Origin of the sequence: Desulfogranum japonicum DSM 18378, from assembly GCF_000429945.1 — a bacterium.
Classification (GTDB): Bacteria; Desulfobacterota; Desulfobulbia; order Desulfobulbales; family Desulfobulbaceae; genus Desulfogranum; species Desulfogranum japonicum.
Genome location: NZ_AUCV01000003.1, coordinates 1 through 23,079 on the forward strand (window position 1 = coordinate 1; position 23,079 = coordinate 23,079).

The 23,079-nt window shown below is 45.7% G+C and carries 18 protein-coding genes; 12 read left to right on the top strand and 6 right to left on the bottom strand.

Features of this window, described 5'->3' with window-relative positions:
- Both G493_RS27580 and G493_RS27585 read left to right on the top strand, forming a co-directional pair.
- Positions 1 to 369, top strand: a 369-nt coding sequence (locus G493_RS27580) for a TolC family protein (protein ID WP_028579992.1), incomplete at its 5' end; no start/stop codon positions are given.
- A gap of 352 nt (positions 370 to 721) precedes the next feature.
- On the top strand, positions 722 to 1,462 hold the full coding sequence (locus G493_RS27585) for an MlaA family lipoprotein (protein ID WP_051308976.1): 741 nt from the start codon (positions 722 to 724) through the stop codon (positions 1,460 to 1,462).
- A 24-nt stretch (positions 1,463 to 1,486) separates the two neighbouring features.
- Here G493_RS27585 and G493_RS0103200 read toward each other — a convergent pair whose 3' ends face one another.
- Positions 1,487 to 2,170: a polysaccharide deacetylase family protein gene (locus G493_RS0103200; protein ID WP_084813404.1), complete on the bottom strand. Its 684-nt coding sequence runs from the start codon at positions 2,168 to 2,170 to the stop codon at positions 1,487 to 1,489.
- 399 nt (positions 2,171 to 2,569) lie between these two features.
- Here G493_RS0103200 and G493_RS0103205 point away from each other — a divergent pair, with 399 nt between their 5' ends.
- The 4 genes from G493_RS0103205 to G493_RS0103215 all read left to right on the top strand — a co-directional run bounded on the left by G493_RS0103205 (position 2,570) and on the right by G493_RS0103215 (position 5,232).
- On the top strand, positions 2,570 to 2,962 hold the full coding sequence (locus G493_RS0103205; protein WP_035273540.1) for a YkgJ family cysteine cluster protein: 393 nt from the start codon (positions 2,570 to 2,572) through the stop codon (positions 2,960 to 2,962).
- Positions 2,963 to 3,027: 65 nt separating this feature from the next.
- Positions 3,028 to 3,348, top strand: a complete 321-nt coding sequence (locus tag G493_RS34760) for a metal-dependent hydrolase (protein ID WP_153306418.1) — start codon at positions 3,028 to 3,030, stop codon at positions 3,346 to 3,348.
- A 321-nt stretch (positions 3,349 to 3,669) separates the two neighbouring features.
- Positions 3,670 to 4,605 (top strand): TolB-like translocation protein, encoded by a 936-nt coding sequence (locus G493_RS0103210; RefSeq protein WP_028579215.1) that lies wholly within the window; start codon positions 3,670 to 3,672, stop codon positions 4,603 to 4,605.
- Between the two features lie 285 nt (positions 4,606 to 4,890).
- Positions 4,891 to 5,232 carry a cupin domain-containing protein gene (locus G493_RS0103215; RefSeq protein ID WP_028579216.1) on the top strand — a complete coding sequence of 114 codons (342 nt, stop codon included), beginning with the start codon at positions 4,891 to 4,893 and terminating at the stop codon, positions 5,230 to 5,232.
- Between the two features lie 34 nt (positions 5,233 to 5,266).
- Here the strand turns inward: G493_RS0103215 and G493_RS27590 are convergent, their stop codons facing one another.
- Together G493_RS27590 and G493_RS0103225 are read right to left on the bottom strand one after the other, a co-directional pair.
- A complete protein-coding gene (locus G493_RS27590; protein ID WP_051308977.1) occupies positions 5,267 to 10,066 on the bottom strand; it encodes a PAS domain S-box protein in 4,800 nt (1,599 codons plus the stop codon).
- Positions 10,067 to 10,162: 96 nt separating this feature from the next.
- Positions 10,163 to 11,194, bottom strand: coding sequence for a response regulator (locus G493_RS0103225; protein WP_028579217.1), 1,032 nt, complete (start codon positions 11,192 to 11,194; stop codon positions 10,163 to 10,165).
- Between the two features lie 926 nt (positions 11,195 to 12,120).
- On the opposite strand from G493_RS0103225, the gene G493_RS0103235 reads away from it, so the two are divergent.
- From G493_RS0103235 to G493_RS0103265, 6 genes are all read left to right on the top strand, one after another.
- A complete protein-coding gene (locus tag G493_RS0103235) occupies positions 12,121 to 12,609 on the top strand; it encodes a (2Fe-2S)-binding protein (protein WP_205623627.1) in 489 nt (162 codons plus the stop codon).
- Positions 12,610 to 12,612: 3 nt separating this feature from the next.
- A complete protein-coding gene (locus tag G493_RS0103240) occupies positions 12,613 to 14,757 on the top strand; it encodes a xanthine dehydrogenase family protein molybdopterin-binding subunit (protein WP_028579220.1) in 2,145 nt (714 codons plus the stop codon).
- Positions 14,758 to 14,940: 183 nt separating this feature from the next.
- On the top strand, positions 14,941 to 17,268 hold the full coding sequence (gene gshAB / locus G493_RS0103245; protein WP_084813405.1) for a bifunctional glutamate--cysteine ligase GshA/glutathione synthetase GshB: 2,328 nt from the start codon (positions 14,941 to 14,943) through the stop codon (positions 17,266 to 17,268).
- Between the two features lie 51 nt (positions 17,269 to 17,319).
- On the top strand, positions 17,320 to 18,027 hold the full coding sequence (locus tag G493_RS0103250) for an SDR family NAD(P)-dependent oxidoreductase (protein ID WP_028579222.1): 708 nt from the start codon (positions 17,320 to 17,322) through the stop codon (positions 18,025 to 18,027).
- 716 nt (positions 18,028 to 18,743) lie between these two features.
- The gene (locus G493_RS0103260) at positions 18,744 to 19,172 is read left to right on the top strand and encodes a hypothetical protein (protein WP_028579223.1); all 429 of its coding nucleotides are present in this window, start codon (positions 18,744 to 18,746) and stop codon (positions 19,170 to 19,172) included.
- 635 nt (positions 19,173 to 19,807) lie between these two features.
- Positions 19,808 to 21,088 (top strand): hypothetical protein, encoded by a 1,281-nt coding sequence (locus G493_RS0103265; RefSeq protein ID WP_205623628.1) that lies wholly within the window; start codon positions 19,808 to 19,810, stop codon positions 21,086 to 21,088.
- Positions 21,089 to 21,359: 271 nt separating this feature from the next.
- Here G493_RS0103265 and G493_RS33305 read toward each other — a convergent pair whose 3' ends face one another.
- The 3 genes from G493_RS33305 to G493_RS0103280 all read right to left on the bottom strand — a co-directional run bounded on the left by G493_RS33305 (position 21,360) and on the right by G493_RS0103280 (position 23,032).
- Positions 21,360 to 21,503 (bottom strand): hypothetical protein, encoded by a 144-nt coding sequence (locus G493_RS33305; protein WP_153306420.1) that lies wholly within the window; start codon positions 21,501 to 21,503, stop codon positions 21,360 to 21,362.
- A 135-nt stretch (positions 21,504 to 21,638) separates the two neighbouring features.
- Entirely contained in the window at positions 21,639 to 22,487 is an 849-nt protein-coding gene (locus G493_RS0103275) for a 4Fe-4S binding protein (protein WP_084813406.1), read from the bottom strand.
- Complete coding sequence (locus G493_RS0103280) at positions 22,484 to 23,032, bottom strand: 4Fe-4S dicluster domain-containing protein (protein ID WP_232363707.1); 549 nt, start codon at positions 23,030 to 23,032, stop codon at positions 22,484 to 22,486. Before G493_RS0103280 ends, G493_RS0103275 begins: the two co-directional genes overlap by 4 nt.
- Positions 23,033 to 23,079: the final 47 nt, after the last annotated feature.

Below are 23,079 nucleotides of genomic sequence, written 5' to 3' on the forward strand. Positions count from 1 at the left end.
CTGTCCATTCCGATTTTTAACAGGGGAAAACTCAAGGCCAGCTTGGAAGTGGCAGAGATCAATGAGAAGATTGCAGCCGCGCAATATGAACAGGCAATTCAAACAGCCTTTCAGGAGGTCGCCGATCAGTTGGCAGCCCGTGGTACCTACCAGGCGCAGCTGGATGCACAGAATGCCCTGGTCAAGGCCACCGGCCAGGCCTATGAGTTGTCGTCAGCACGCTACGACAGCGGGATTGATGACTTTCTTACAGTGCTTGACTCACAACGTTCCCTGTTTTCCGCCCAGCAGGGGGCTGTAACCGTCAAGCAGGCGTACCTCTCCAACCTGGTCAGCCTGTATAAGGTACTTGGTGGCGGACAATTGTAGGTCTTGCATCTTTTCAGGTGTATACAGAAAAGCCCCTCAAACCGATTGAGGGGCTTTTCTTTGCGTGAAATTGAATTGTTTGCGTATAAGACTCATAAGTACGGGGGATTGGCTTAGCCATGTCCCTGTTTTTTTTTCTAAAACCTTGATTGTGGGCAGATACGAGCCAAGATGTCCCCTGAATATATTATATGTTTAAAAACTGGCACGAATTGTGATTGAAATGCCATTCAGGACGCGATTCAGTTGTTTTGTTGTTGCGCAAAATATGACAGTTACCCAGCCGGGTAACGCCTGGCATTGACCTTGATGCCCATGCACAAGGTTGAGTCCAGAAAGATGGAATAGAAATATGTTTCCCTTCACCAACTATCGATACATACTATATATCTTAATTTTTTTCTTTCTGCCGGCATGTTCTTTTGCCTCTGAACATGTTGATTTCCTTGATGATGACTACTATACGAACCAAAGCCCGACAGAGCATGTTCCAGACCCTCTGGAGCCGTTCAACCGGTTGATGTTCCAGTTTAATGATGTCACATATATTTACGTGTTGGATCCTGTCGCAACAGGGTACAGCAAAATAGTGGCTGAAGATTTTCGAAGTATCATAGGTAATTTCTTTTATAATCTTGAGGAACCGGTTCGTTTTGTTAACTGTTTACTCCAGGGGAGAGTCAAAGATTCAGGAACCGTGTTAGGGCGATTTGCAGTAAATACGCTTTTCGGGGTATTTGGCCTTGGAGATCCGGCTCGTACTGATTTCAACCTGCAACCGACAGATGCGAGCCTGGGACAAACCCTTGGCACCTGGGGGGTAGGGGACGGTTTTTACCTGGTGGTACCGCTCTTTGGGTCAACCACCTTACGCGATTTCAGCGGAACCATAATTGATTCCTTTATGGCTACGCCGTATTACTCGTGGGCAGATGATTATATTGTCACGGCAGGGATTTATACCACTAAAGAAGTAAATAAACTCTCCTTTCATCTGGGAGAATATAATGAACTCAAAAAGATAAGTTTCGATCCCTATATCGCTCTGCGTGACGGCTATTTTCAATATCGGAAACGACAACGTGATGAGTAATCCCTTTCCATTGCCGGTGTTATTTTAGGTTGCAGTTAAGTCTGATCCAGAGAATAGCTGTGGCAATTCACCCCAAACCGAACAAGGATCTTCCGTTATACGCCGTAGTTTAACTTCAAACTCCTGCCAAAGGTTTTCGCTGATCAATTCGTAGGAATGTCCCCAGAAATAGAACAGACCCCATTTCCTGGAATTTTCGTATTGCAACCAGAAATCCTGTGAAAGGAAATGACAGTTCGGGTGAAAAGCCATGGGGTTGGCAGGCGGAAACGATTGTTCTGCTGGTTGAGTCGTTCGGGCGTAACAATGTCCTGTCTCCTTTACCAGGGTCATTATTGTTGAGTTGAATGCACCGAATGGATAGACGAAACCCATGACCGGTTGCCCGAAAAATTGTTGCAGCCGGTCGCGGGCAACGGCGATTTCGTGTCGCGCTTCAGTAACAGGAAGATCGCACAAATTTGGATGTGTCAGGCTGTGGTTTGCAATGGTGAACCCGTTATAGACAGAACGCATTTCGTCCCATCCAAGGCGCCATACTTCTGTTTGTTTATGTATCCATCCAAAGCGAGCCCGCTTGTCGTACATGCCCGGACACAGGTTGAAGGTTGCCGGGATCTGCAGTTGGCGCAATAGATCTGTCAGGCGTGCGTCTGTAGTCACTCCATCATCCCAGCACTGGACAACTATCATCTTCTTTTTTTGCATGATTGGATACTTTATTTTTATCGTGACCCTTAATTTGAGAGAAAATAGCAATTCTCCGACAGACTCCTAGAGGGGATCTTCTTGGCTTCGATAATACCCGAACTTTATTGTTTGGAAAATCGAGATTTTTTGTTGTCGCCTCTCTATGGGGTTATCACCACCAAGCAAATATGGTGCTCCCGTGATTACTTACGGCTTGCGTATGGGGCAATAATATGCTGCGCCAGCCTGCTTACGAAAACCTCAGGATCCCTGTAAGGCGCTGTAAATACAGGAGAGTTGCCATGTTTAGTCACTTGCCCCTGAGTGGTTACCTTTAATATTTTTTATAGAGAAAAGAATCGTTTTCCCCCTTGCTTTATGGTAGACAGGGCTTTTTTTTTAGAGGAGTCCTGCTTCATGCTGTATATACCCGAGGCCTCAGCAGATATTGAGAATACCGCTACTTGGGCAAAATACCACAAACAGCTCTGTCAACACTGTGATGCCTCCTGTTGCAGTCTGCCCGTAGAGGTTAAGGCCACAGATCTTATTCGAATGGGCTTGATGGATGAATTCGAACTGGAGGAGAATCTGAAATTCATTGCAAGGCGATTGATGAAACAGCGATTGGTTGAACATTTTCATTCCAGATCGGCAACTTTCATTCTTGCCAGAATGGCAAACGGCGATTGCATTTTTCTGGATAGCCACAGTAGACGCTGCACCATGTATGACAAACGGCCCGATACCTGCCGCAATCACCCGAAGATCGGGCCCCGCTCAGGTTATTGCGCTTTTTCCAGAAAGTAACCTGTTACATACACGGGAAACTCCCGAGCTTATTCGTGTCCTCTAGGAGTAGTTGCAATACAATTATGTCTTCTATTTTGAGTCATGCTTTACTTGGTGCTTCATTGTACGGAGCTGAAAGGGACAGGAGTGTCCCATGCAGGACACTTGGCGCGCTGTTTTTAGCTGGTTTAGCAGTAACGCCTGATCTTGATTATTTGTCGTCGTGGTTATTCGGATATGAAATACTACTACGGTATACGCACTCAATTCTGTTCTGTTTCACTGTATCGGCTATAGCAGCATTATGTGCCTTAACAATTGGAATCCTTAAAAAATGGTTACACTTGAGAACAGGCTGGATATTTTTAGCCCCTGTTTCTCATTTGTTTTTGGATTTATGGTAGGAGTTCAAAAAGTCCATTCTTATGGCCTTTGTATAGCGGTGTGTTTGCCTCTCCATTGGGTATTCTGCCAAGTGCTGGAAAAATTGATATAATGAATGTATATTGCTGGAGAAACCTCGCAATAGAGTTATCCATATTGGTTCCTCTCTCGATCTATATAAAAAATAGAGGCGCCATTACCAGAATATCTTTTGGGCGTAATATAGCTTTAATGCTTTCCCTGGCTGTTGGCGTTTCTATTGGTATGAACCTTGGCCGATACGTTTACCCGGTCTGAACAAATATCTGGAAGTGTAATTCATTCAGGATATTGGAGGTCCTATGCAACAAGTAAGAGCTCTATGGTGTATTATCATCATAGTGTCGATGCTCAGTACGATAAGTGTGGGTGATTGTCTGGCCGAGGAGAACCGCCTGACTGTCCAAAAACTGAAAGCGCTGCTCGGGGATCGCATGAAAGAGGGGAAACTCGTTGCTAAAAAGGAAGGGAAGATCGTTACTGTAGATTTGTCCAGCTTGCGCGTAACGGTTATAGGAGAATTCGGCCCAGACAGCAAGTTCTGGGGACTCAGTACTCCGAACTGGTCACCGGACGGGAGCCGCATTTTGTGTTCCTATCGCGGTCAGGCGTTTGTCTTGAAAACCGACGGATCCCCTCCTGAGAAGATCTTAAAGGGAACGAAGCTTCATTCCCCATTCTGGTGGAAGGATCCCAAATCAGGAGAGATTTGCATTGTTTACAAAAATGCCGATGCAAAGCATTGGTACAAAAAAGGCAAGAGCCCTGGAGCGACGTATCTCTGGCGGCCCAGTACTGGTCGTGCGCACAAAATTCTGGATTTTCCATGCGATGGTACAATGTCTGCTGACGGCACACATATCGGTGAGGCCTACGGGGGGTGTCTCATTGCCGATATACCGAACCAGAAATACCACGTTCTCTATCGTGGACGTCAGTCTTGCAACTCAAGTATGAGTCCGGATAACACCTATCGTATCATGCACCTGTATCTCCCCCACACCCATTTTGGTATTCGTGACAAGAACGACCGGGAGCTTTGGAAAATCTCGAATCCGGTGGGAACCCTGGAGTGGCAGGTCCCAAACTGGTCAACCGATCCTGATTTCTGTACGGCAACGGCAAAAGTGGGAGAACGAGAATACAAATTGGCAATCATTCGCATTCATGACAGTCAAGTGGTTGTATTGAAAGGGTTAGGTGGCAACTGGAAGAGAAGTCATCTCTGGTTGAACTAGCTGGTGTTACCAAATGACCGTGCGGGAATCTTTGCTTAGGGTCGCGGAAAATAACACATATCCAAAAAATGCTAGGATATCGGTTGAGTAACCTCGTCGCATCAATGGCTCCATACTGGCCGTATCGAGGGATTGATGCAACGACGTTACCGAGTTGAGAGACAAGCTAGATTGGATAGTTTGTTTTTTCCGTGACCCTTAACTGTTTTTAATTGAAAAAGCGGCTTTCTGGGCAGGTCCGAACAGGGATTTTGCCTGATAACATCCCACACAATACGATTGATTATGAGTAATATATTTTCGAAACCGATAACAGATCTGCCTGAAGCTGACATCCCTCTGGATGGAGTCTCTGCGTATTTATCGCAGGCAGACCAGCATCAAATACTTTTCATGCAATTTGATAAAGACGTCGATCTCCCGGAGCATAAACATGCGGCTCAGGTTGGTTTTGTGCTGGAAGGTAAGATCGAGCTCATCATTGCAGGGGAAAAAAATACCTACACCAAAGGCGATAGATACTATATTCCGGCAGGTGCCTTGCATTCAGGAAAGATGTATGCCGGATACGCAGACATCACCTTTTTTGATGAACCGGCGAGGTACTCTCAAAAAGTCTGTAAATAATCAAAAACAGTTGTGTGGAGTCACAACTGCCTCATCACAGTTCGCTGTCCAGTAACTCTTTAGCTATATCAAAATCGTAATTTTCCAGTGCTTTTTTGATATGGGTGATTTTACCTGAGTACTCTTGTATACCTGGCATCTTCAGCAATTCATCCGCCAGCTGCAACGCTTCAATGTCTGATTCGTCGACCAGGACCTGAAGTTTCTTCAGGCTGGTAATGATCTCCTGGGGCATGTGCGTTGCCTCTGGTGTAATGGGTGGAGCAATGTCTGGAGATGATTGAGCATACGATGCCAATCCTTCCGTAACCAGAGAAAGCTCTTCTGTGACTTCCTGCAGGAGAATTTCAATTTGCTGCTTTCCCTGATGCTTCCTGCAGGCAGATTCCAGTGTCCTGGCCTTTTCCCTGACGCCATTGGCTCCGATATTGGCTGCAACGCTTTTCAAGGTGTGTGCGCACCGTGTTGGGGCTTCTTGATCTTGGTCATCCTGTGCTGTTTTGAAAAGCGTTTCAAAGTCGCTATAGCTGTCGTGAAATTTTTTTAAAAGCTTGCGATATAGTAGGACATTCCCCTGAACTGTGGCCAGACCTTCGGTAATGTTAAGTCCCGGGATGTGTTCCAACGCTGTCTGGTCTTCATCAGGAGTGGAACGGGGATTAGAGCCTGTAGGTGTGATCCATTTGTCCATGGCCTGCAGAAGTTCCTGTATGCGAATGGGCTTGCCTATATGGTCATTCATTCCACATTCAAGGGATTTTTCCCTGTCTCCTGTCATGACATTGGCTGTCATCGCAATGATGGGGAGGTCTTTGAATCGTGCATCTTCACGGATTTTTCTGGTGGCGGTATAGCCGTCCATCACTGGCATCTGGCAGTCCATGAGTACTGCGTCGAAATGCTTTTTATCCAGCATGTTCAAGGCAATTTTCCCGTTTTCGGCAATCCTGAAATCAATGCCATGGCTGGCCAGTAAATCTGCGGCCACATCCTGGTTGATATCATTGTCTTCCACTATCAATACCTTGGCTTTTTTCAGCCTGGTGGTTTTCTCGTTCAACTGGTCCTGCCTGAGAATAAACCTGCTTTCCCTGCGAACTTTCCCTCGTTTAACCATCATTATGGTATCAAACATGGTTGAGGGCATGACCGGCTTATTGAGGATATTCTTGATAATTGCAACTTCCCTGGCTTTTTGTATGAGATTGGCGTTGGTGTATGCTGATACTAGAATAACCTCGGGAACATGTGTAAGAGTTGTACTGGACTGCATAGCCTGTGCGATTTCGATACCGGTCATGTCAGCAAAATCATAATCCAGGATGGCCAGGTCATAAGGTCTGGTTTCCTTTTGCTGTTCCAGTAGTTGGAAAGCTGAGGCAGGTGAATCCGCCAGGTCGACGGTGAAACCGAATCCTGTGAGCATCTCATAAAATATTGAACGCGCAGTGGCATTGTCGTCTATCACCAGTGTATGCAGGGGAGCATCCTGATGCCGTTCATTGATCCACTGTACATTTTCTGGCTGTTTAGTAAAACTGGCTGTAAAATGAAACGTGCTGCCCTGATTCGGAATACTTTCCACCCATATCCTGCCGTTCATCATTTCTGTGAGTTTTTTGGAAATTGCCAACCCCAATCCTGCGCCGCCATATTTTCGGGTAATGGAGGTGTCGGCTTGACTGAATTGCTGAAACAGTTTTTCCTGTTGTTCCGTTGTCATGCCGATACCTGTGTCGCGTACGCTAAAATGAAGGGTGACGGTTTCCTCACTTTCTTCTGCAACTCGGGCGGCGATGACGACCTCTCCTTTTGGTGTGAACTTTACCGCGTTATTCCCCAGGTTGAGCAGTACCTGACCCAACCGGAGCGGGTCTCCTTTCAATGCCGTAGGCAGATTCCAGGGAAGATCAAACATGAGCTGGAGTCCTGCTTCCTGGGCTTTCATGCCGACCACACTGGCTATATGATCAAGGACATCTTCAAGCAGGAAGTCAATGTGCTCCATCTCGAGCTTGCCTGCTTCTATTTTGGAAAAATCAAGAATGTCGTTGAGGATTCCAAGGAGATAGTTTGCAGAACGGTACACCTTGTCAATGTAGTTGCGTTGTTTTTCGCTGAGTTCGTTTTGCAGGGCCAAATAGGACAGGCCTATGATCGCGTTCATTGGCGTGCGGATTTCGTGGGACATATTGGCCAGAAAATCTGATTTGGCCCTGGTAGCGGCTTCAGCGGCCTCTTTTGCCTCTGCCAGGGCTTTCTCCGCGGATTTTCGAAGAGTGATGTCTTCCACGATGCCTTCAACAGAGGCGATTTTGCCGTCCTGGCCAGAGACTGTATGTCCTGATATGAGCGCGACCCGTTTGCTGCCATCTGTATGTATGTAGGCGCTTTCGACTTCGTAAGAGGTCTGTTCGTTTCCCAGTTTGCTCCAGAAGAACTGCCTGGCCTTTTCTGTTTCTCCCGGCAACCAGTTGACCACATCGTTCCATCGTTTGCCGATCAGATCTTCTTTTTTTATACCAAAAACAGCCTGAATATTTTCACTGACAAATATTACCTCGCCGTCCAGCTTCAGGCTGAATACAGCGAACCGGCCACCCAACTCTTCAACCAGTCTCTGGTACTTGGCATGGCTTTCCCGAATTTCATTCTCCATGGCTTTGCGGTCGGTGATGTCAATAATCCAGCCAAGGCATGCTTTCTGGCCTTCATAGGTAAAAGTATGGGCGTGGGTTAAGACATCGATAATTTCTCCGCGTTTGTTAATAAGCTGTGTTTCATAATTCAGGGCTTTGCCTTCTTTGTCGAGCAGTTGAATAAAGTCCTGCCGTTTTTCGGGCATAGCCCAAGATAACTCTGTCCTTTTGCCTGTCTCAAAACCCATTGAAATCATACTTGGGTTACTGAATTTCGCGACCCCGTCAACGGTGATAACCATTCCGATGGGACTGGTGTCCAGTATTTCCTGGAGGCGTTTTTTTTCATTTGCGACAGCCTCCTCCATTTTGATACGTTCAGTAACGTCGCTCATTACAGCAACAAATATTGGCTTGCCGTCGACAATGTCTGTATTGAGGGCGATCTCCATAAGAAATTGGGAGCCGTCTTTCCTGAGTGCCGGGACCACGGTCTGCCTGCCAATGATTTTTACGGGGCCTCCCTGCAGGTGGTTGCGGAGATACCCATCGTGTTCACTCTGGTAAGGTTCAGGCATCAGTATGTTGATACTTTTCCCCAGAACTTCTTGTTTGCTGTAGCCGAATATCTCCTGCGCAGCAGGGCTGAACTCGTTAATGAGCCCCTGGGAATCGATAACAACAATGCCATTGAATGCAGTGTCTATGATGCCACGCAGATAAGCCGTTCGTTTCTCAACCTTGCTTTCCAACTCTTTTTTAGCTTGTTCCAGTTCGCGTTGGGCCTGCTCAACATCAGAGATATCGACAAATGTTTCCAGTAAAAGTTCCTGGTCTCCCCTGGTAATGAAGGATGCTGATTTCATTATCGGGATGATTGAACCATCCCTGTGTAGCAGCTTGCGTTTTGACATATCCCTGGATTGATCTAAATCGAGAAGAGGGCACTTGTCGATTTCCGATGGACAGGTAAGCTTGTGGCAGATTTTTCCTACAACTTCATCTTTTGCGTAACCGGTGAGATCCTGGGCAAATTTGTTTATATCAACAATAACCCTGCTTTTCGGATCAACCAGAAGAACACCCGCTGCGATGGAGTTGAGCAATTGGCCGAGAAACTCTTCATTTCTGCTCACTTCTTCTGATTTGACATTGATCGACTGCCTGGACTGCATGATACGTTCAAGCATATTATTAATGCAGACACTCACATCGAATATTTCGTCTTTTCCTGTGATGGAAATTGGCGAAAGCATTGTTGACGCGTTTTCCTGTTGGGAGATTTGTTGCATGAGTGCGTCAAGTCTCTGCAGGATTTTTTTGTGAAGGACGAAATAACCAAACAAGCTCAACAGCAGAACTACCAATGTGACAAGAGCAAAATAGGAATTGGTAATTTTTTGTCCTTGCTGTGAAAAAAAACGGCTGTTAGAAACTTTTATCAGCGCTATGGGATAACCTTGTATATTAAGGATTGTGCCAAAGCCCGTTGAGATATCTTGATCACTATGTGATACAAATATGTCATCTGGAGATCTCATGACTCTGGAGTACACATCTTTTTCCTTCGCAGGATCTATAAAGGAGATATCTGCGCCCAGCAGGGATGATATTTCCTCCAGCATGCTCTCTGAAACCAGCCTTATGAATATAAGGCTGCCCATGGGAGGTTCCGAAGAATTACTGTCCAGGATCGGCCGTTTGGCTACCAGGGCAAGTTTTCCTGGCTTGATAAGCATCATGCCCGCCTGGCTAACTGAGTTTTCAGCTGACGGAAAAAACTCTTTTGAGACATGCCGAAATATTTGTTCTGCAAGCTCATTGTCAAATTCGCCATCGTAATTGACAGCCTGGAGGTATATTCTCTCTCCCAGTCTGCTCTGAATTATCACGCAGATCAGAGACTGATCCAGAAAAGTGTCTATGGGAAGGTTGGAGTTGATGTACTCAGAATTACGGTCTTGTACGAATTGATATGAATCATCCCAGCTGGCCCAATCAATTAAGAGTTTATCCAAATCGTTCAGCTTGATATGCAGTGCGCGTTCGGCAGCTTGTACCAGGGAGCGGGTCTGTGCATTTTCCAGTTTCTGGAATCCGTTTTTAACAATGGACTTTGAGACAATCAGCTGGAAGGCGATCAAAACAGCAATGACAAACCCGATGGACAGTATGGTGAAATTTCGGAGCTTCACAGTTCTCCCTGTTTTTAAAAAAATGGCCGTATTTCACGGCAAAATACGCGACGGAAAGGTAGTATACCCCTTGTTTACAAGGCTGTGTGGGTACGGTTAATCAGGATCTGCATGCAGTCTGGCCTGCTCAAGTATTTTATCCAGATTCTGCACAAATACTTCTATCAGTGCAGGATCAAAATGTTGTCCGGATTCTTCCTTGAACAAGGCAACAGCCTTTTCAACAGGCCATGCCTCTTTGTAGGGGCGCTTACTGATCAACGCGTCAAAGACATCAGCAACTGCAGCAATACGACCGACCAGGGGAATATCCTCACCTTTAAGTCCTTTGGGATAGCCTGAACCATTCCATTTTTCATGGTGGGTCAAAGCCACTGTTCTGGCCATCTTCAGGAGTGGATTATCGTGTTCTCCTATGATCTTTGCTCCAATTTCCGTGTGCCGTTCCATGATCGCTCTTTCTTTATCGTTCAATCGTCCGGGTTTCAGGAGAATATCGTCCGCAATACCAATTTTTCCTACATCGTGCATGGGTGAAGCATTGAGTATCAGGTCCACCTCTTCGTTGCTCATGCCAATGGCTGTTGCCAGAATTTTGCAATAACAGCTCATACGGATAACGTGCATACCTGTTTCGTTATCTTTGTATTCCGCAGCAAGACCAAGACGGCGGATAATTTCCAATCTGCTCTCGTTAAGTTCTTTGGTCCTTTCATTCACCAATTCTTCCAGTGCCCTGTTTTGGTCGTATAATTTCAAATGCGTCTTGACCCTTGCCAGAACAACAGGAGGACTGACCGGTTTGGTGATATAGTCAACAGCCCCCAGTTCAAAACCGCGCGCTTCATCGGTCACCTCATCCATTGACGTGACAAAAATTACCGGGATGTTTTTTGTGCGGAGGTCCTGTTTTAATCGCAGGCATACAGCATAGCCATCCATTTGCGGCATCATGATATCCAATAGTATGAGGTTCGGTTTGAAGCGTAATGCTATTTCAAGGGCTTTGGGGCCGTTGTTTGCCACTTTGACATTGTAGTCCACCAGGATCCTGGACAAGACTGTAATGTTTTCTGCAGTGTCGTCCACAATGAGAATGGTTGGTTTAGGGGCAGAGATATTCGTCATGCCTGTTTCTCCAATGGTTGCCGGAACAGATAATGTACAGTGGCGCTTGCAACAACCTCATATCTGTACTTTTCAGTAGTCTTCATCGTATACCATTTTATCCAATAACAATGAGCTGTCGCGTGGGAAGGATTGTCGGTGCAGCCACTGAAAGGAATTGTCTTGTTAGATAGTACCTGTCCGTAAAGGGACTTTTCGGAGTCTACGCTTGCTGAACCAGGGTAGACATCCTCAGTTGTGGAGAGATACAGAGAGTCTGCCGGAGCATTGCTATTTTTTCTCAGGTTAGGCGTTTTCAGGAAATCAAACACAGTCATATAGTTGATATTTCGAGCATTGATGACCTGAAAATAACACAAATATGGGGAAAAGAGCTTTATCCGACAGACTCCTAGATAAGATCATATGAGAATCAAGAGACGCATGTCAAATGTGTTGGCAGCGGGGGGCTGCAGGCTTGAGCTGGAATACAGGGGAGGGCTTATTTCTGAGCATTGCGGGCTCCTCGTATGGTTGCCTGTGATGTCTGGTCGGAAATGGTTTTAAAAACGGAAAGTTAACTCGATAACAAAGTTTAGAGCCTGGGGTTTGTTTGTAAGGTGTACTGAAAATACTGACTATCCGAAAAGTGCGCAGGAGAATGAGTTGAGAGACCAACAAGAGTGGATAATTTATTTTTTTTACGGCCCTAAAGTGCTGTACAATAGTACTAACACGTATTTTCGTTGGTGTTTTTTCGGTGTTGAACAATGTGCTTATATCTGTTTGGACAGGGGAGGAAAGTATAACAAGGTTGTGTGGTTATGAAATTCAGATGAAAGTGTAACTGCTCACACTGCTCCTTGTTTTTCCGTAAGCAGTTACAAATACTGGGGAAGTTGTCAAGTTTAATGATTTTATCTCTGGGTAGTTTTATGAAATTTTGAATGAATAATCAAGAACGGGAGGGGGGTATGTTTGCGTTAACGGTGAATGGTACGAGACAGCAGGTCGATGTAGCTCCAGATACGCCTTTATTGTGGGTCTTGCGGGATAATCTGGGAATTACCAGCGTAAAATACAGCTGTGGAATTGCTGAATGCGGTATGTGCACGGTGCTCATTGATGGTACGGCACGACGTTCGTGTGTTGTTCCCATTGAAGAAGTAGATGGAAGTGCCATCACAACCATAGAAGGGTTGCCTGATGATCATCCTGTTAAAATTGCCTGGATCGAAAAGCAGGTCCCCCAATGTGGATATTGCCAGCCTGGCATCATGTTGCAGACAGTGGATTTTTTATCACGGGTTCCACATCCTTCCGAAACAGAGATCAATAATGCCATGGATGACGTTATCTGCCGTTGCGGCTCGCATCCAAGGATTCGAAAGGCCATCAGGATGGCTGCCAAAATAACTGCCAGTCAGGGAGGGTGAATCATGGATAAGGCTATGACAAGAAGATCCTTTCTGAAAACAGGCAGCCTAGTTATTGCCGCTGCAACTGTTGCAAATTCCACAGAGCTGTTTAATGCGTCTCAGGTTTATGGAAGTGCGGAGATGCCATTCAAGCCCCATGCGTTTCTGGAAATTCGCGCAGACGATACAGTCGTTGTCTGGGTAGGGCAGACCAACCTGGGGCAGGGCACTCATACCGGGCTAGCCATGGTAATTGCCGATGAATTGGATGCCTCCTGGGGAAATGTGCAGGTAAAAATGGCCCTTGCCGCAGACCCGTTTAAGGATCCTGTATGGCATGCACAACTCACCGGAGGAAGTACCAGCTTTCGCCATCGTTGGGACCTGCTTCGCTCTGTCGGTGCGGCAGCCCGGCAGATGTTGCTGGAAGCTGCAGCGCAGCAGTGGGGCTTGAATGCGGGAGAGTGTAAAGCCAGTGAAGGAAAAATTATTCATCCAGACGGTCGTAGCTTGAGATATGGACAACTGGTCGAAACTGCAGGAAAACGGGCAGTTCCTGTAAATCCACAGCTTAAAAATCCTGCAGCCCATACCATAATCGGAACACAGAAGGCGAGGTTGGATATACCGGATAAGGTACAGGGAAAAACAGTATATGGTTTTGATTTTACCCTGCCGGGGATGTGCGTCGCCGTGGTAGCCAGGCCGCCCCGTTACGGAGCAGTACCGGAAGCGTATAACGCAGATGCAGCCATGGCTGTTAAAGGCGTGATCAAGGTTATTCCTCTTGAAGAAAGAATTGCTGTCTGTGCGGAAAACACCTACGCCGCAATGCGGGGAAGAAATGCTCTTGATCTTAAATGGTCTGAAGGGTCTCATCCGAATTTGTCGGATGAGATGATTGCCGCTGTTTTCACTGATAGTCTTAAGAAAAAGGGGGCAGACGCCGGAAAAAAAGGCGGTGTGGACCAGGCTTTAGCGACAGCCTCCCAGACCTTGCAGCAGGAATACAGTCTGCCCTATCTTTCCCATGGCCAGGTGGAGCCGATTAACTGCACAGCTCATGTTGAAAAGGATCGCTGTCGAATATGGATACCTACCCAGATGCAGACAGCAACCCAGATGACTGCCTCAAGTTTAACGGGTCTGCCCATTGAAAATGTGGAAGTTATGACACTGCCAGCGGGTGGTGGGTTTGGTTTGCGGGGTGAGCAGGATCCGGTGGTGGATTCAGTCCTGCTTTCCCAGGCATTGGATCGACCGGTTAAAGTCATTTGGACCCGTGAAGATGATTTTATTCATGGGTATTTCCGACCGGCTAACAGATCCAGGGTGCAGGCTGGGCTGGATGAACACGGTCAGATCATCTGCTGGGATCATACAATTGCAGCACCATCTGTCATGTCCAGAGTAATGCCCCATGCTGTGGTAGATGGCATAGATCCGGATGCAGTCAGCGGTGTGAGTGATATGGTCTATACCTTTGCAAATCATGCAGTGCACTATGTGATGGTTAACCTGCCTGTTACGGTCGGGTGGTGGCGTTCGGTTGGATTTTCTTCCAATATTTTCGCGGTGGAATCGTTTATGGATGAGCTGGCACATGCTGCTGGCAAAGATCCGGTCCTGTTTCGTCTCGCTCACATGGAAAAAGGGTCCAGATCGTATGACGTATTAGCTCTTCTTGCTGAAAAAGGAGGATGGAATACTCCGGTGCCTGCAGGCAGAGCACGGGGGGTGGCAGTCAGCGCATGCTTTGAATCCTTTGCGGCACATATGGCTGAAGTGTCGGTTGGAGAGAATGGTAACGTTAAGGTGCATAGGGTTGTGTGTGCCCTTGACTGCGGAACGGCAATATATCCTGATGCAATTAAAGCCCAGGCCGAGGCCGGTGTTGTCATGGGGTTAAGTGCAGCTTTTCACGAACAGGTCAGTTTCGCAAAGGGCGGAGTCAAAACGGCAAACTATGATGACTACCCGGTCTTAACCATGTCGGATGTGCCTGAAGTCGAGGTGTTTATAGCAAAAAATGATTTTAAGGCAGGTGGTGTCGGTGAACCGGTTCTGCCATCGGTCGCACCCGCTGTTGCCAATGCCATATTTAAAGCCTCTGGGATCAGGCTGAGGGAACTCCCGTTCAGAAAAGATCTGTTGAAACAGGGGTAAGGGGTACTGGTGACCGGATAATATTCAAGAAGGTAAGAAATAATGCAGAATACACACTTGCAGATAGCGTGACCCTGATTACTACTTGTAAGTGAATCCGGGCAACGGCGTTGCCTGTTCGGTATTGGTACAGGTTTCAATATGAAATCTATTTTTGTATTATTTTACTTAGTAACGTAATTGATGGAGAGCGATACGTATCTCAATTGCTTGAACCTCGAACATCTGAAGAAATCTGCCGGGCTGCGTCATTGGGCGGCACAGGGGATGTTCGGGCTGGAGAAAGAGCATGTTCGATGTACCTTGGAGGGGAAGCTGGCTGTAACGCCCCACCCGGAAAAACTGGGAAATAAGGCGGTGCATCCCTTTATCACCACTGACTTTTCAGAAAGTCAGGTGGAAATGATTACCCCTCCACTCGATGACTTGGAGCAAGCCTATGGTTTTATAAAAACTCTTCATCAGATCGTGTTGAAGGCTTTGCCTGAAAACGAGCTGTTGTGGCTTCAGTCTATGCCGCCGGTTTTACCGGGAGAAGAAGACATTCCCGTTGCCAGGTTTGAAGGACCATTTTCGGCTAAAACTCTGTACAGGGAACACCTCTCAGAAATCTACGGTCGAAATCGTCTTATGATCTCCGGGGCGCATTTTAATTTTTCGTTAAAAGAGGAGTTTTTCGAGGAACTGCATTCCACCTGTGGTCTCGATAAAACCGAGTTGCGCAATCAGGTGTATATGAAATTGTTGCGCAATCTGATGCGCTACAGGTGGCTATTGGTAATGGCCCTTGGGCGGAGTCCCTGCTCCCATCCCTCTTTGACCCTGAAACCCTTTGATCCGGAATCACTGTTTCAGGGGGGCTGCGACCATGGCATTTCTATTCGTTCCAGCAGTGTCGGGTATCAGAATCTATATCCGCTTCACATGGAATACAGCACGCTAGGGGCATATCTTGACACTCTGGATAGATATATAGCTGAAGGGAAATTGTTGAACCGGAGCGAACTGTACCTGCCTGTGCGATTGAAGCTAGAACCCGGGACCGATGATATTTCCCATTTGGAGATTCGATTACTGGATTTAGATCCAGATGATTCCATAGGAATATCCATGGATTCACTGCGATTAGTGCATCTCTATTGTATGTTTGCCCTTTTTGAACCTGAACTTGACGCCTTGGGGCAGAATCAGCAGACACTGGCCGATGAAATGCAAAATCTGGCAGCCACATATAGGTTCACAGAAAATTATGAAGAATTGAGTCTGGGCAAATCCATTAATCTGCAAGCCGAAGGGCTATTGATAGCAGCGAAGATGGAAACCGTTTTAAAAGAGCTCCAACTGAATTCCCAAACCCATGCTGAATATAAAAAATCTTTACATTGGCTGCAGGATGTTTTTCAGGGAAATATAGAACACCCAAGTATATCACTGAATCGGGCTGTACAGAAAAACGGATTCATCCAGGAGTATCTTGGGCGTGCTCAAGCTTCCAGAGAAGTATTCCATCAACAGGATTTTCGTTTTTTTGGCCTGGAAGATATGGAGCTTTCCACGCAGTTGCTTTTAAAGGAAGCCGTGAGACGCGGGGTGCATTTTGAAATTCTAGATCGCAGGGAAAACTTTGTACGGCTTAGCAAAGGCGACACCGTGGAATATGTGGTCCAGGCTACCAGAACATCACTGGATAATTACAGTAGTATTCTGATGATGGAAAACAAAGTGGTAACCAAGAAGGTGTTACAGAGAGCGAACATTCGTGTACCCAGGGGATATCATTTTGATAATGAGGTCAGTGCCTGTCGGGTATGGGCGAGTTTACAGGGAAAACCGGTTGTCATTAAACCCAAGAGCACAAATTTTGGCCTCGGTATTACCATTCTGAAAGACAATAAAGATGAAGCTGTATTTGCCAAGGCGGTAAGGCTTGCGTTTGCAGAAGACGAAGAAATCCTCATCGAGGAGTTTATAGAAGGGAAAGAGTATCGTTTTTTTCTCATTGATGGAACGGTCCGTGGAATTTTGCATCGTGTGCCAGCCAATGTGATTGGTGATGGTGTGCACACTATCCGGGAACTGGTGGCTGAAAAGAATAGAGATCCTTTGCGGGGCCAGGGGTATCGTACGCCGCTGGAGAAAATTAAACTCGGTGAGCAGGAAGCCATGTTTCTCGCGGAGCAGCAGATGAACTTTGATACTGTTCCAAAACAGGATGAAAAAATATTTCTACGGGAAAACAGTAATATCAGTACAGGCGGAGACAGCATTGATTGTACTGAAGATGTGCATCCAAGCTATGGAGAAATTGCAGCAAAAGCGGCTGAGGTGATGAGAGTTCAAATCACAGGTCTTGATATGATGATTGAAGATATCGCTACACCCGCTACCGCTACAAGCTATGCCATAATTGAAATGAATTTTAACCCTGCGATTCATATTCACTGTTATCCGTATCAAGGTCAAAATCGACATCTGGAACAGGCCTTGCTGGATCAGTTGGGGTTAGTATAGGTGTCCTGCTCGTGAACCGATTTATAAAAAAATGCAATACATGGAAGAAGTATGAATACAGAAAAGTCTGTTTTGATTACAGGTGGTAATAAAGGAATAGGTTTGGATACCACCAAGTTGTTTGTAGAAGCTGGATATACGGTTTTTGTTGTGGCAAGGGATTTTGAAAATTTTCCACTGCAAGATCACGCCAAGGTTGAAACCGTAAAGTATGATTTATCGGATGTTGAAGGTATTCCACAGCTTGTTTCACAGTTACCGGGAATTGACATTCTGATTAACAATGCCGGGGTTATGTTTTCTCTTCCTTATACTGAGTATCCTGCAGAGAAAATACGCCAGATTTTACAGGTCAATCTTGAATCACCGGTTGCATTGATCACAGAGATTTCCAAGAATATGCTTTCAAATGGCTATGGCCGCATCGTTAATAATGCGTCCATCGCGGGAGAGATCGGGCATCCGGATGTATGGTATGGGATAACAAAAGCAGGAATCATTAATATGACCAAAAGCTTTGCCAAGATTCTCGGTCCCGACGGGGTGGTTGTAAATGCAGTCGCACCTGGTCCAGTTGAAACTGATATGCTGCATATCATCCCGGAACCAAGAAAAAAAGCCATAAAAAGCGCTGTGTATACCGGCAGATTCGCTTACCCGGAAGAAGTCGCGAAAGCTATGTTCTGGTTGGCAACAGATTGCCCTGAATATATCAATGGCACCTGCATAGATATAAACAATGGGGCTTTCCCGAGATAATCAATGCATTATTCACAAGGTGAGTCCTGTTAGAGACCATCTGATTCATAAAAAAGTGGTTCCAAACCAGGCGCCATTTTTTGATTTTTTACTGGTAGATTTACGCTTTAGCTGTATTTATTCTGGTTTAGGGGATTGGTTGTGAAACATACAATCAGTCCCCTGGCCTTTTGCCATACTATGGATTCCTCCTCTGCAGCAACTTTGTTGTAATCAGTCTGGTGGGGTGCGCCGTGCGCACCACCAATCATGAATTTATCCCTTGTAGGTTTGTTCTCCTAACCCTATTCGATAACTGGTGCTCAAGAAGTGTTGCCTCAAGAGCCTAATATATTGATAACAGGAATATATTTATTTGCTTGCTAGTTGCTGCTATCCTGTCAAAATTCCGGCAAAAATATACATTTTACACTCCCTCCTTTTTGTGAGAGAATAAACAATATATTGAGATGCTGTCATCGGAGTGTCCGATGCGCTTCTCTATCATTTAGTCTTTGTCCATAAATGGTCTTTTCGGAGTCTGACCTGAACTTGAGCAAAAATTCGCAATTATGGATAAACACTATAGAAGGCGTTATACGTAGTGCAGTTAATTTTAGCTTTTCTGCTGTTAAAAGTTCTAGATACATACAGTGAAAGGAGCAGGATGTCACTGGGACGCGGTGAAAAAGCGCATAATCAGGAAGATGATGACGGTGTCACGTGGTAAGTAAAGAATGAAAAAGTCTCCAGCAACAGTGGCTAAAAATCCTGAGACAACGATAAAAAAACAGGATGCAGTTCATGATAATCATGATGATGTTTTACAATTCGAAGAGGATGATTTTGTTATAGACAAGGATTCTCATGGTTGTGATGAGGATTTTTTTGTAGATGGAGATATTGCAGAAGGGGACGTGTATAACAAAGAAGTTCCATTTGCAGATGACTTGAATGGCATGCAACGCAATGCTGTAGCATTGCATCTTGGTTCAGTAAGAAGAGAGTATGCAGCTATCGATCGCGGTGACCAACAGGCGGTTAATGATTTTTGGCATCGTATAAAAAACAGAATTCATGAAGATCATGGTTTTATGAGCAAAGATACAGATGCGGTTATGGATGTGTTAAGAAAAAATGTGGAATCACAGTCAGATGTTGGCTGAGTTATCTTTTGGCGTAACTACTAACACAGGGAAGACGGACAAGCTTGAATATCTCCCATATTTATAACTGGTTACAGGTGCGCTGTGAGCAGTTACCTTTTGGCTTGGATCAAAACTAAAGTGTTCCAAGGAGTGCTGTAACCTTCCCGTTGGTTAATACTTTCCGACAGTGTTCACTGGTCTACTCATCAATTCCTCCCCTTCAATCATATTTTTTTCTTTATGCTCTCTTGGTTGTTCATCAGGTGGTGTAGTGCTCACGATGAGCGTAAGGTGCCCGTGTTTATTGCTCTGTTGTGGTGGCTTCGTGGTATTGGCGGTGAAAAATACAATCAGTCCCCTGGCTCTTCCTGTCTATGCAATCTCCCCCCGTAACAGTTTTGTTGCTATCAGCTTGGTAGGGTGCGCCGTGCGCACCATCAATCAATCTTTGTTTATCTTAATTTCTCTTTTAGCACAGTGAGTATAGTTGAAAAAAATTTTTTCCCTTGTGGCACAAGGGTAATTCGGAGATAGCTGTTTTTTGTGTTGCGCTATGATTCTAATGTGTTGATACTGCAAGAATCTTTATTCTGTTGAGCGCTGCTGGTGTCAGGGCGTGATAAGCAGGGTGGCTCATTTATACATCTGTAATGGTGGTAGAAAGTAAAAGCATGAAGAGATTCTATTTCATATTGATGGTTGTGGGGCTGCTGATTCTGGTCGACAGCGCTTTTGCAACTGTGGTGTATCAGGGAAAGAGCAGTGATATTTTCGAGGCACGAAGCAGCACTGTTGCTCACCAGGATAAGTTGAACAGAATCATTGCCGGAATTGGTTCGGTTAAAGGGCAGGACATGCTGCAAATACAATTGACCTTGGCTACCTTTGTTGCTCCTGGAGAGGAAATCGTCGATCTTGCTGAGGAACGTTGTCAAGTGCTCAAGGATGCCATCCTTTCCAATGTTTCTGCTGTGAAAGTGGCCTGTAAAACGCAGGGGATACCGCTGAAGGTTTCTGCAAAGGATATAGATCAAATGGATTCTTTGCCACCGCATCCGGTTGATAGACTGGTTCTTGAGATAATTCCTCTTGCGATGAATCAGGCAGATGGGGCGAGTCAGGCAGATGCTTCAAATTCGCCTGAATCTCTGGAGCCATGGCAGAAAGAGCTGCGTAAGCGCTATGAAGCAATTTTTGCCAGGCATGGAAAGTGTGAAGTGTTTAATGACTACCAGGAGTGTGAGGAAGATTGCGGTCAATACAACACTGCTGGCAGTAAACCCGAATTTCATTCCTGTTTACTGAGAAGTGTTCGTTGTGATCTGCAGTATTCTTCTATGGCTGGAATTTCATTGCCAATTCAAGAGTTCAGATTGAATAAAATACATGCGCTCCAGGAAACAAGTCCGCAGGTATGGGAGTTGGCAAAAGAAATACTACGAAAAAAGCATGTTGTAGAGACAGTTAGTTATGATCCACAGGTTTTAATAAAAGAAATAGAAAGTCAAAATATAGGTGTGCAATATATAAGAAGGGCAATTAAAAAAACAGATTTAGGGATTGAGCATATAAAAAAATCAACAAAAAATGCTGATGATCCCGATTTGGTAGCAATGAAACTTGGTTCATTTTACAATAACTGGATAGCGCACGATGATGGGCTTGCTACATATTATCTACATTGGAATATACGTTCAAGCATTTCACATATAAGATCTCTCCATAATTTTGTGAGGAAAAATATTGGTATGATTTTGTTGGGTTCAAATTCAGATTATCCTTTGTGCTTTCCGACAGTAATGTATTTTAATGGGTATCCTGAGCAAAATGAATATTATGGTGGTAAATATATTGGTAGATTAAATGAATTTTATAAGCTTCATATTTTAAATGAAATGAATATGTATAATCTTCAGGAGCTTCCTCTCGAATAGTCAGTGATTTGCTGTGATGTGTAATAAAGAGGGCGTAACAGTTTCATAGAGTAATTCAGCTGTCCAATGTCGATTTATATCCTGCCTTTAATGCAATGTTTTTACGCACAATGGTTTCTCTTTTGAGGAATGCAGCATAGTCGTAAATTCAACATGTTTGCTATCTCTGGTAAGTCAACAATTCTGTAGTCAGTAAGAAATATAGTATAAAACAGGCCCCCAATCTGATGCGATGGGGCCTTTTTTATACAGTTCTGTATTCAGGTGAATCTTATAGTGGGCCGGTACTCATCACCGGGCTGAGATCCTCAATCTTTCCGGTTTCAAGACGTTTGTTGTAGATATCTTCAATATCCTTGTAGATCTGGAACAGCTGGGAGAAACCATTCCAATGGTTGTAGTCCGGTCCATTCATTGCTGTGCCGTCGCGTGCGCGGCGGCCAGCGTGTTAGCAGAAGTAGTATTCCAGTTCCTGGAAGGGGTCTTTCCAGGCGTCGGTCTTTACGAGTTTTTTTTCTGCCAAGGCATTGTACAGGCATCAGGCACTTGCTTACTGGTATTTTGTGTTCCACGAAAAACGCAATGCTCCTGTTCGGCAACTATCCAAACATTCACCGCAGTTCCAGCAATAGGCGGTTATGCCTTCGCCCATTTGCGGTACGAGTCCCATGGGGCACGTTTGTTCACATGCTCCGCAGTCAACACATTGTGTACTTTCAACGACCACCAGCAGCTTGCGTTTGCTGCCTAGAAGTGCAAGCAACGCTCCAAGGGGGCAAAAGCTACGGCAGAAAAAACGACGGGTTACGAGTTCCAGGGTGATGATAACTAACAACAGCACACCCTCTATTGCCAGGGTATGGAAAAAGACGAGCATCATCATTTCCCGCCCCACCAACCCAGGTGGAGAAAGAAACACAAACAGCGGCGCTCCAATAATCATGGAGATCAGTATTTCAGCCAGCAGGGTGAACCAGAGAACCTTTTTGACAACGATAAGCCGATTACGAAGATATTTTTTACGGCTGACAGCCCGCCGAAGCCTGTCGGTAATTTCCAGGATAAAGGTCACAGGACAGATCCAGGAGCAGAATACGCGGCCAAGCAGCAACACGAGAAGCAAGGGCAGCACCATGCCGATAATTGACGGCATATACACTGTCTTGGTAATCAGGAGGCTTTCAAGCCCTTCCAGCGGTGAGACAAACCAGAGAGATCCTATGCCGAAGGATTGATACCAGCCTTGCACGAAGCTGTTGTGCAGGTAATAGTTGATGCATGGATTAATGGCTATGATCAGGAAGGCGCAGAACAGGATAATGAAGCGCAGTGTTGTATACCGGAATCTTCGCTGTTGCGAGTTTCTCCCTTTTTTTGTGTAGACCCCGGGCTGGTTCATACCGTCACCTTGTCGCGGGCATAGAGCGGCTCGATATTGATTGCTTTGTTGCCGTTGGCTAAGGTTACAGGGCACGCGTTTGTACATAGTCCGCAACCGGTGCAGTGGTCGGGTAATATGACTGGCTTAAGTTGGTCAAGTCGTATTGCTTTTTCCGGGAAGGGGCATTTGTCGTAGCAGGTGCGGCACAGCGCGGTGTTTTGCCAGGCCGCACAGCTGAACTGGTCAATGATGGCAAGCCCCATTCGTGTTGATTCCTGGCTGACTCGGAGCAGGCTGCCAGTGGGGCACACGTCGACACACTTCATGCAGAGATAGCAGGGAATGTTTTCCACCTGAACAAGTGGAGTGCCGGCGTGTATACCGGCCCGGATATCGAGCATGATTATTGAACGATATGGGCACACCTCGACGCAACGGCCACACCGGATGCATTTTGCAGGGAATATTTCCTCAGGGACAGCACCAGGCGGGCGCAACCGGTTTTTCGTGACCGGACTTTCAAGGAATCTGGCTCCTGCCTGGTGCGGAGAAAGGCCGGTCACGGAAAGAGTTGCTCCTAATAGTTTCAGGAACGCTCGTCTTTTCAATG

Excerpts from the sequence above, each read along its gene's own strand:
- G493_RS0103260 (WP_028579223.1), top strand. The coding sequence starts at position 18,744 with ATGAAAAAGTCTCCAGCAACAGTGGCTAAAAATCCTGAGACAACGATA.
- G493_RS0103200 (WP_084813404.1), bottom strand. The coding sequence starts at position 2,170 with ATGCAAAAAAAGAAGATGATAGTTGTCCAGTGCTGGGATGATGGAGTG.
- G493_RS0103215 (WP_028579216.1), top strand. The coding sequence starts at position 4,891 with ATGAGTAATATATTTTCGAAACCGATAACAGATCTGCCTGAAGCTGAC.
- G493_RS0103225 (WP_028579217.1), bottom strand. The coding sequence starts at position 11,194 with ATGACGAATATCTCTGCCCCTAAACCAACCATTCTCATTGTGGACGAC.
- G493_RS0103235 (WP_205623627.1), top strand. The coding sequence starts at position 12,121 with ATGAATAATCAAGAACGGGAGGGGGGTATGTTTGCGTTAACGGTGAAT.
- G493_RS0103275 (WP_084813406.1), bottom strand. The coding sequence starts at position 22,487 with ATGAACCAGCCCGGGGTCTACACAAAAAAAGGGAGAAACTCGCAACAG.
- G493_RS34760 (WP_153306418.1), top strand. The coding sequence starts at position 3,028 with ATGTCTTCTATTTTGAGTCATGCTTTACTTGGTGCTTCATTGTACGGA.
- G493_RS0103240 (WP_028579220.1), top strand. The coding sequence starts at position 12,613 with ATGGATAAGGCTATGACAAGAAGATCCTTTCTGAAAACAGGCAGCCTA.
- G493_RS0103250 (WP_028579222.1), top strand. The coding sequence starts at position 17,320 with ATGAATACAGAAAAGTCTGTTTTGATTACAGGTGGTAATAAAGGAATA.
- G493_RS0103205 (WP_035273540.1), top strand. The coding sequence starts at position 2,570 with ATGCTGTATATACCCGAGGCCTCAGCAGATATTGAGAATACCGCTACT.
- G493_RS0103210 (WP_028579215.1), top strand. The coding sequence starts at position 3,670 with ATGCAACAAGTAAGAGCTCTATGGTGTATTATCATCATAGTGTCGATG.
- G493_RS33305 (WP_153306420.1), bottom strand. The coding sequence starts at position 21,503 with ATGAATGGACCGGACTACAACCATTGGAATGGTTTCTCCCAGCTGTTC.
- gshAB (WP_084813405.1), top strand. The coding sequence starts at position 14,941 with ATGGAGAGCGATACGTATCTCAATTGCTTGAACCTCGAACATCTGAAG.
- G493_RS27585 (WP_051308976.1), top strand. The coding sequence starts at position 722 with ATGTTTCCCTTCACCAACTATCGATACATACTATATATCTTAATTTTT.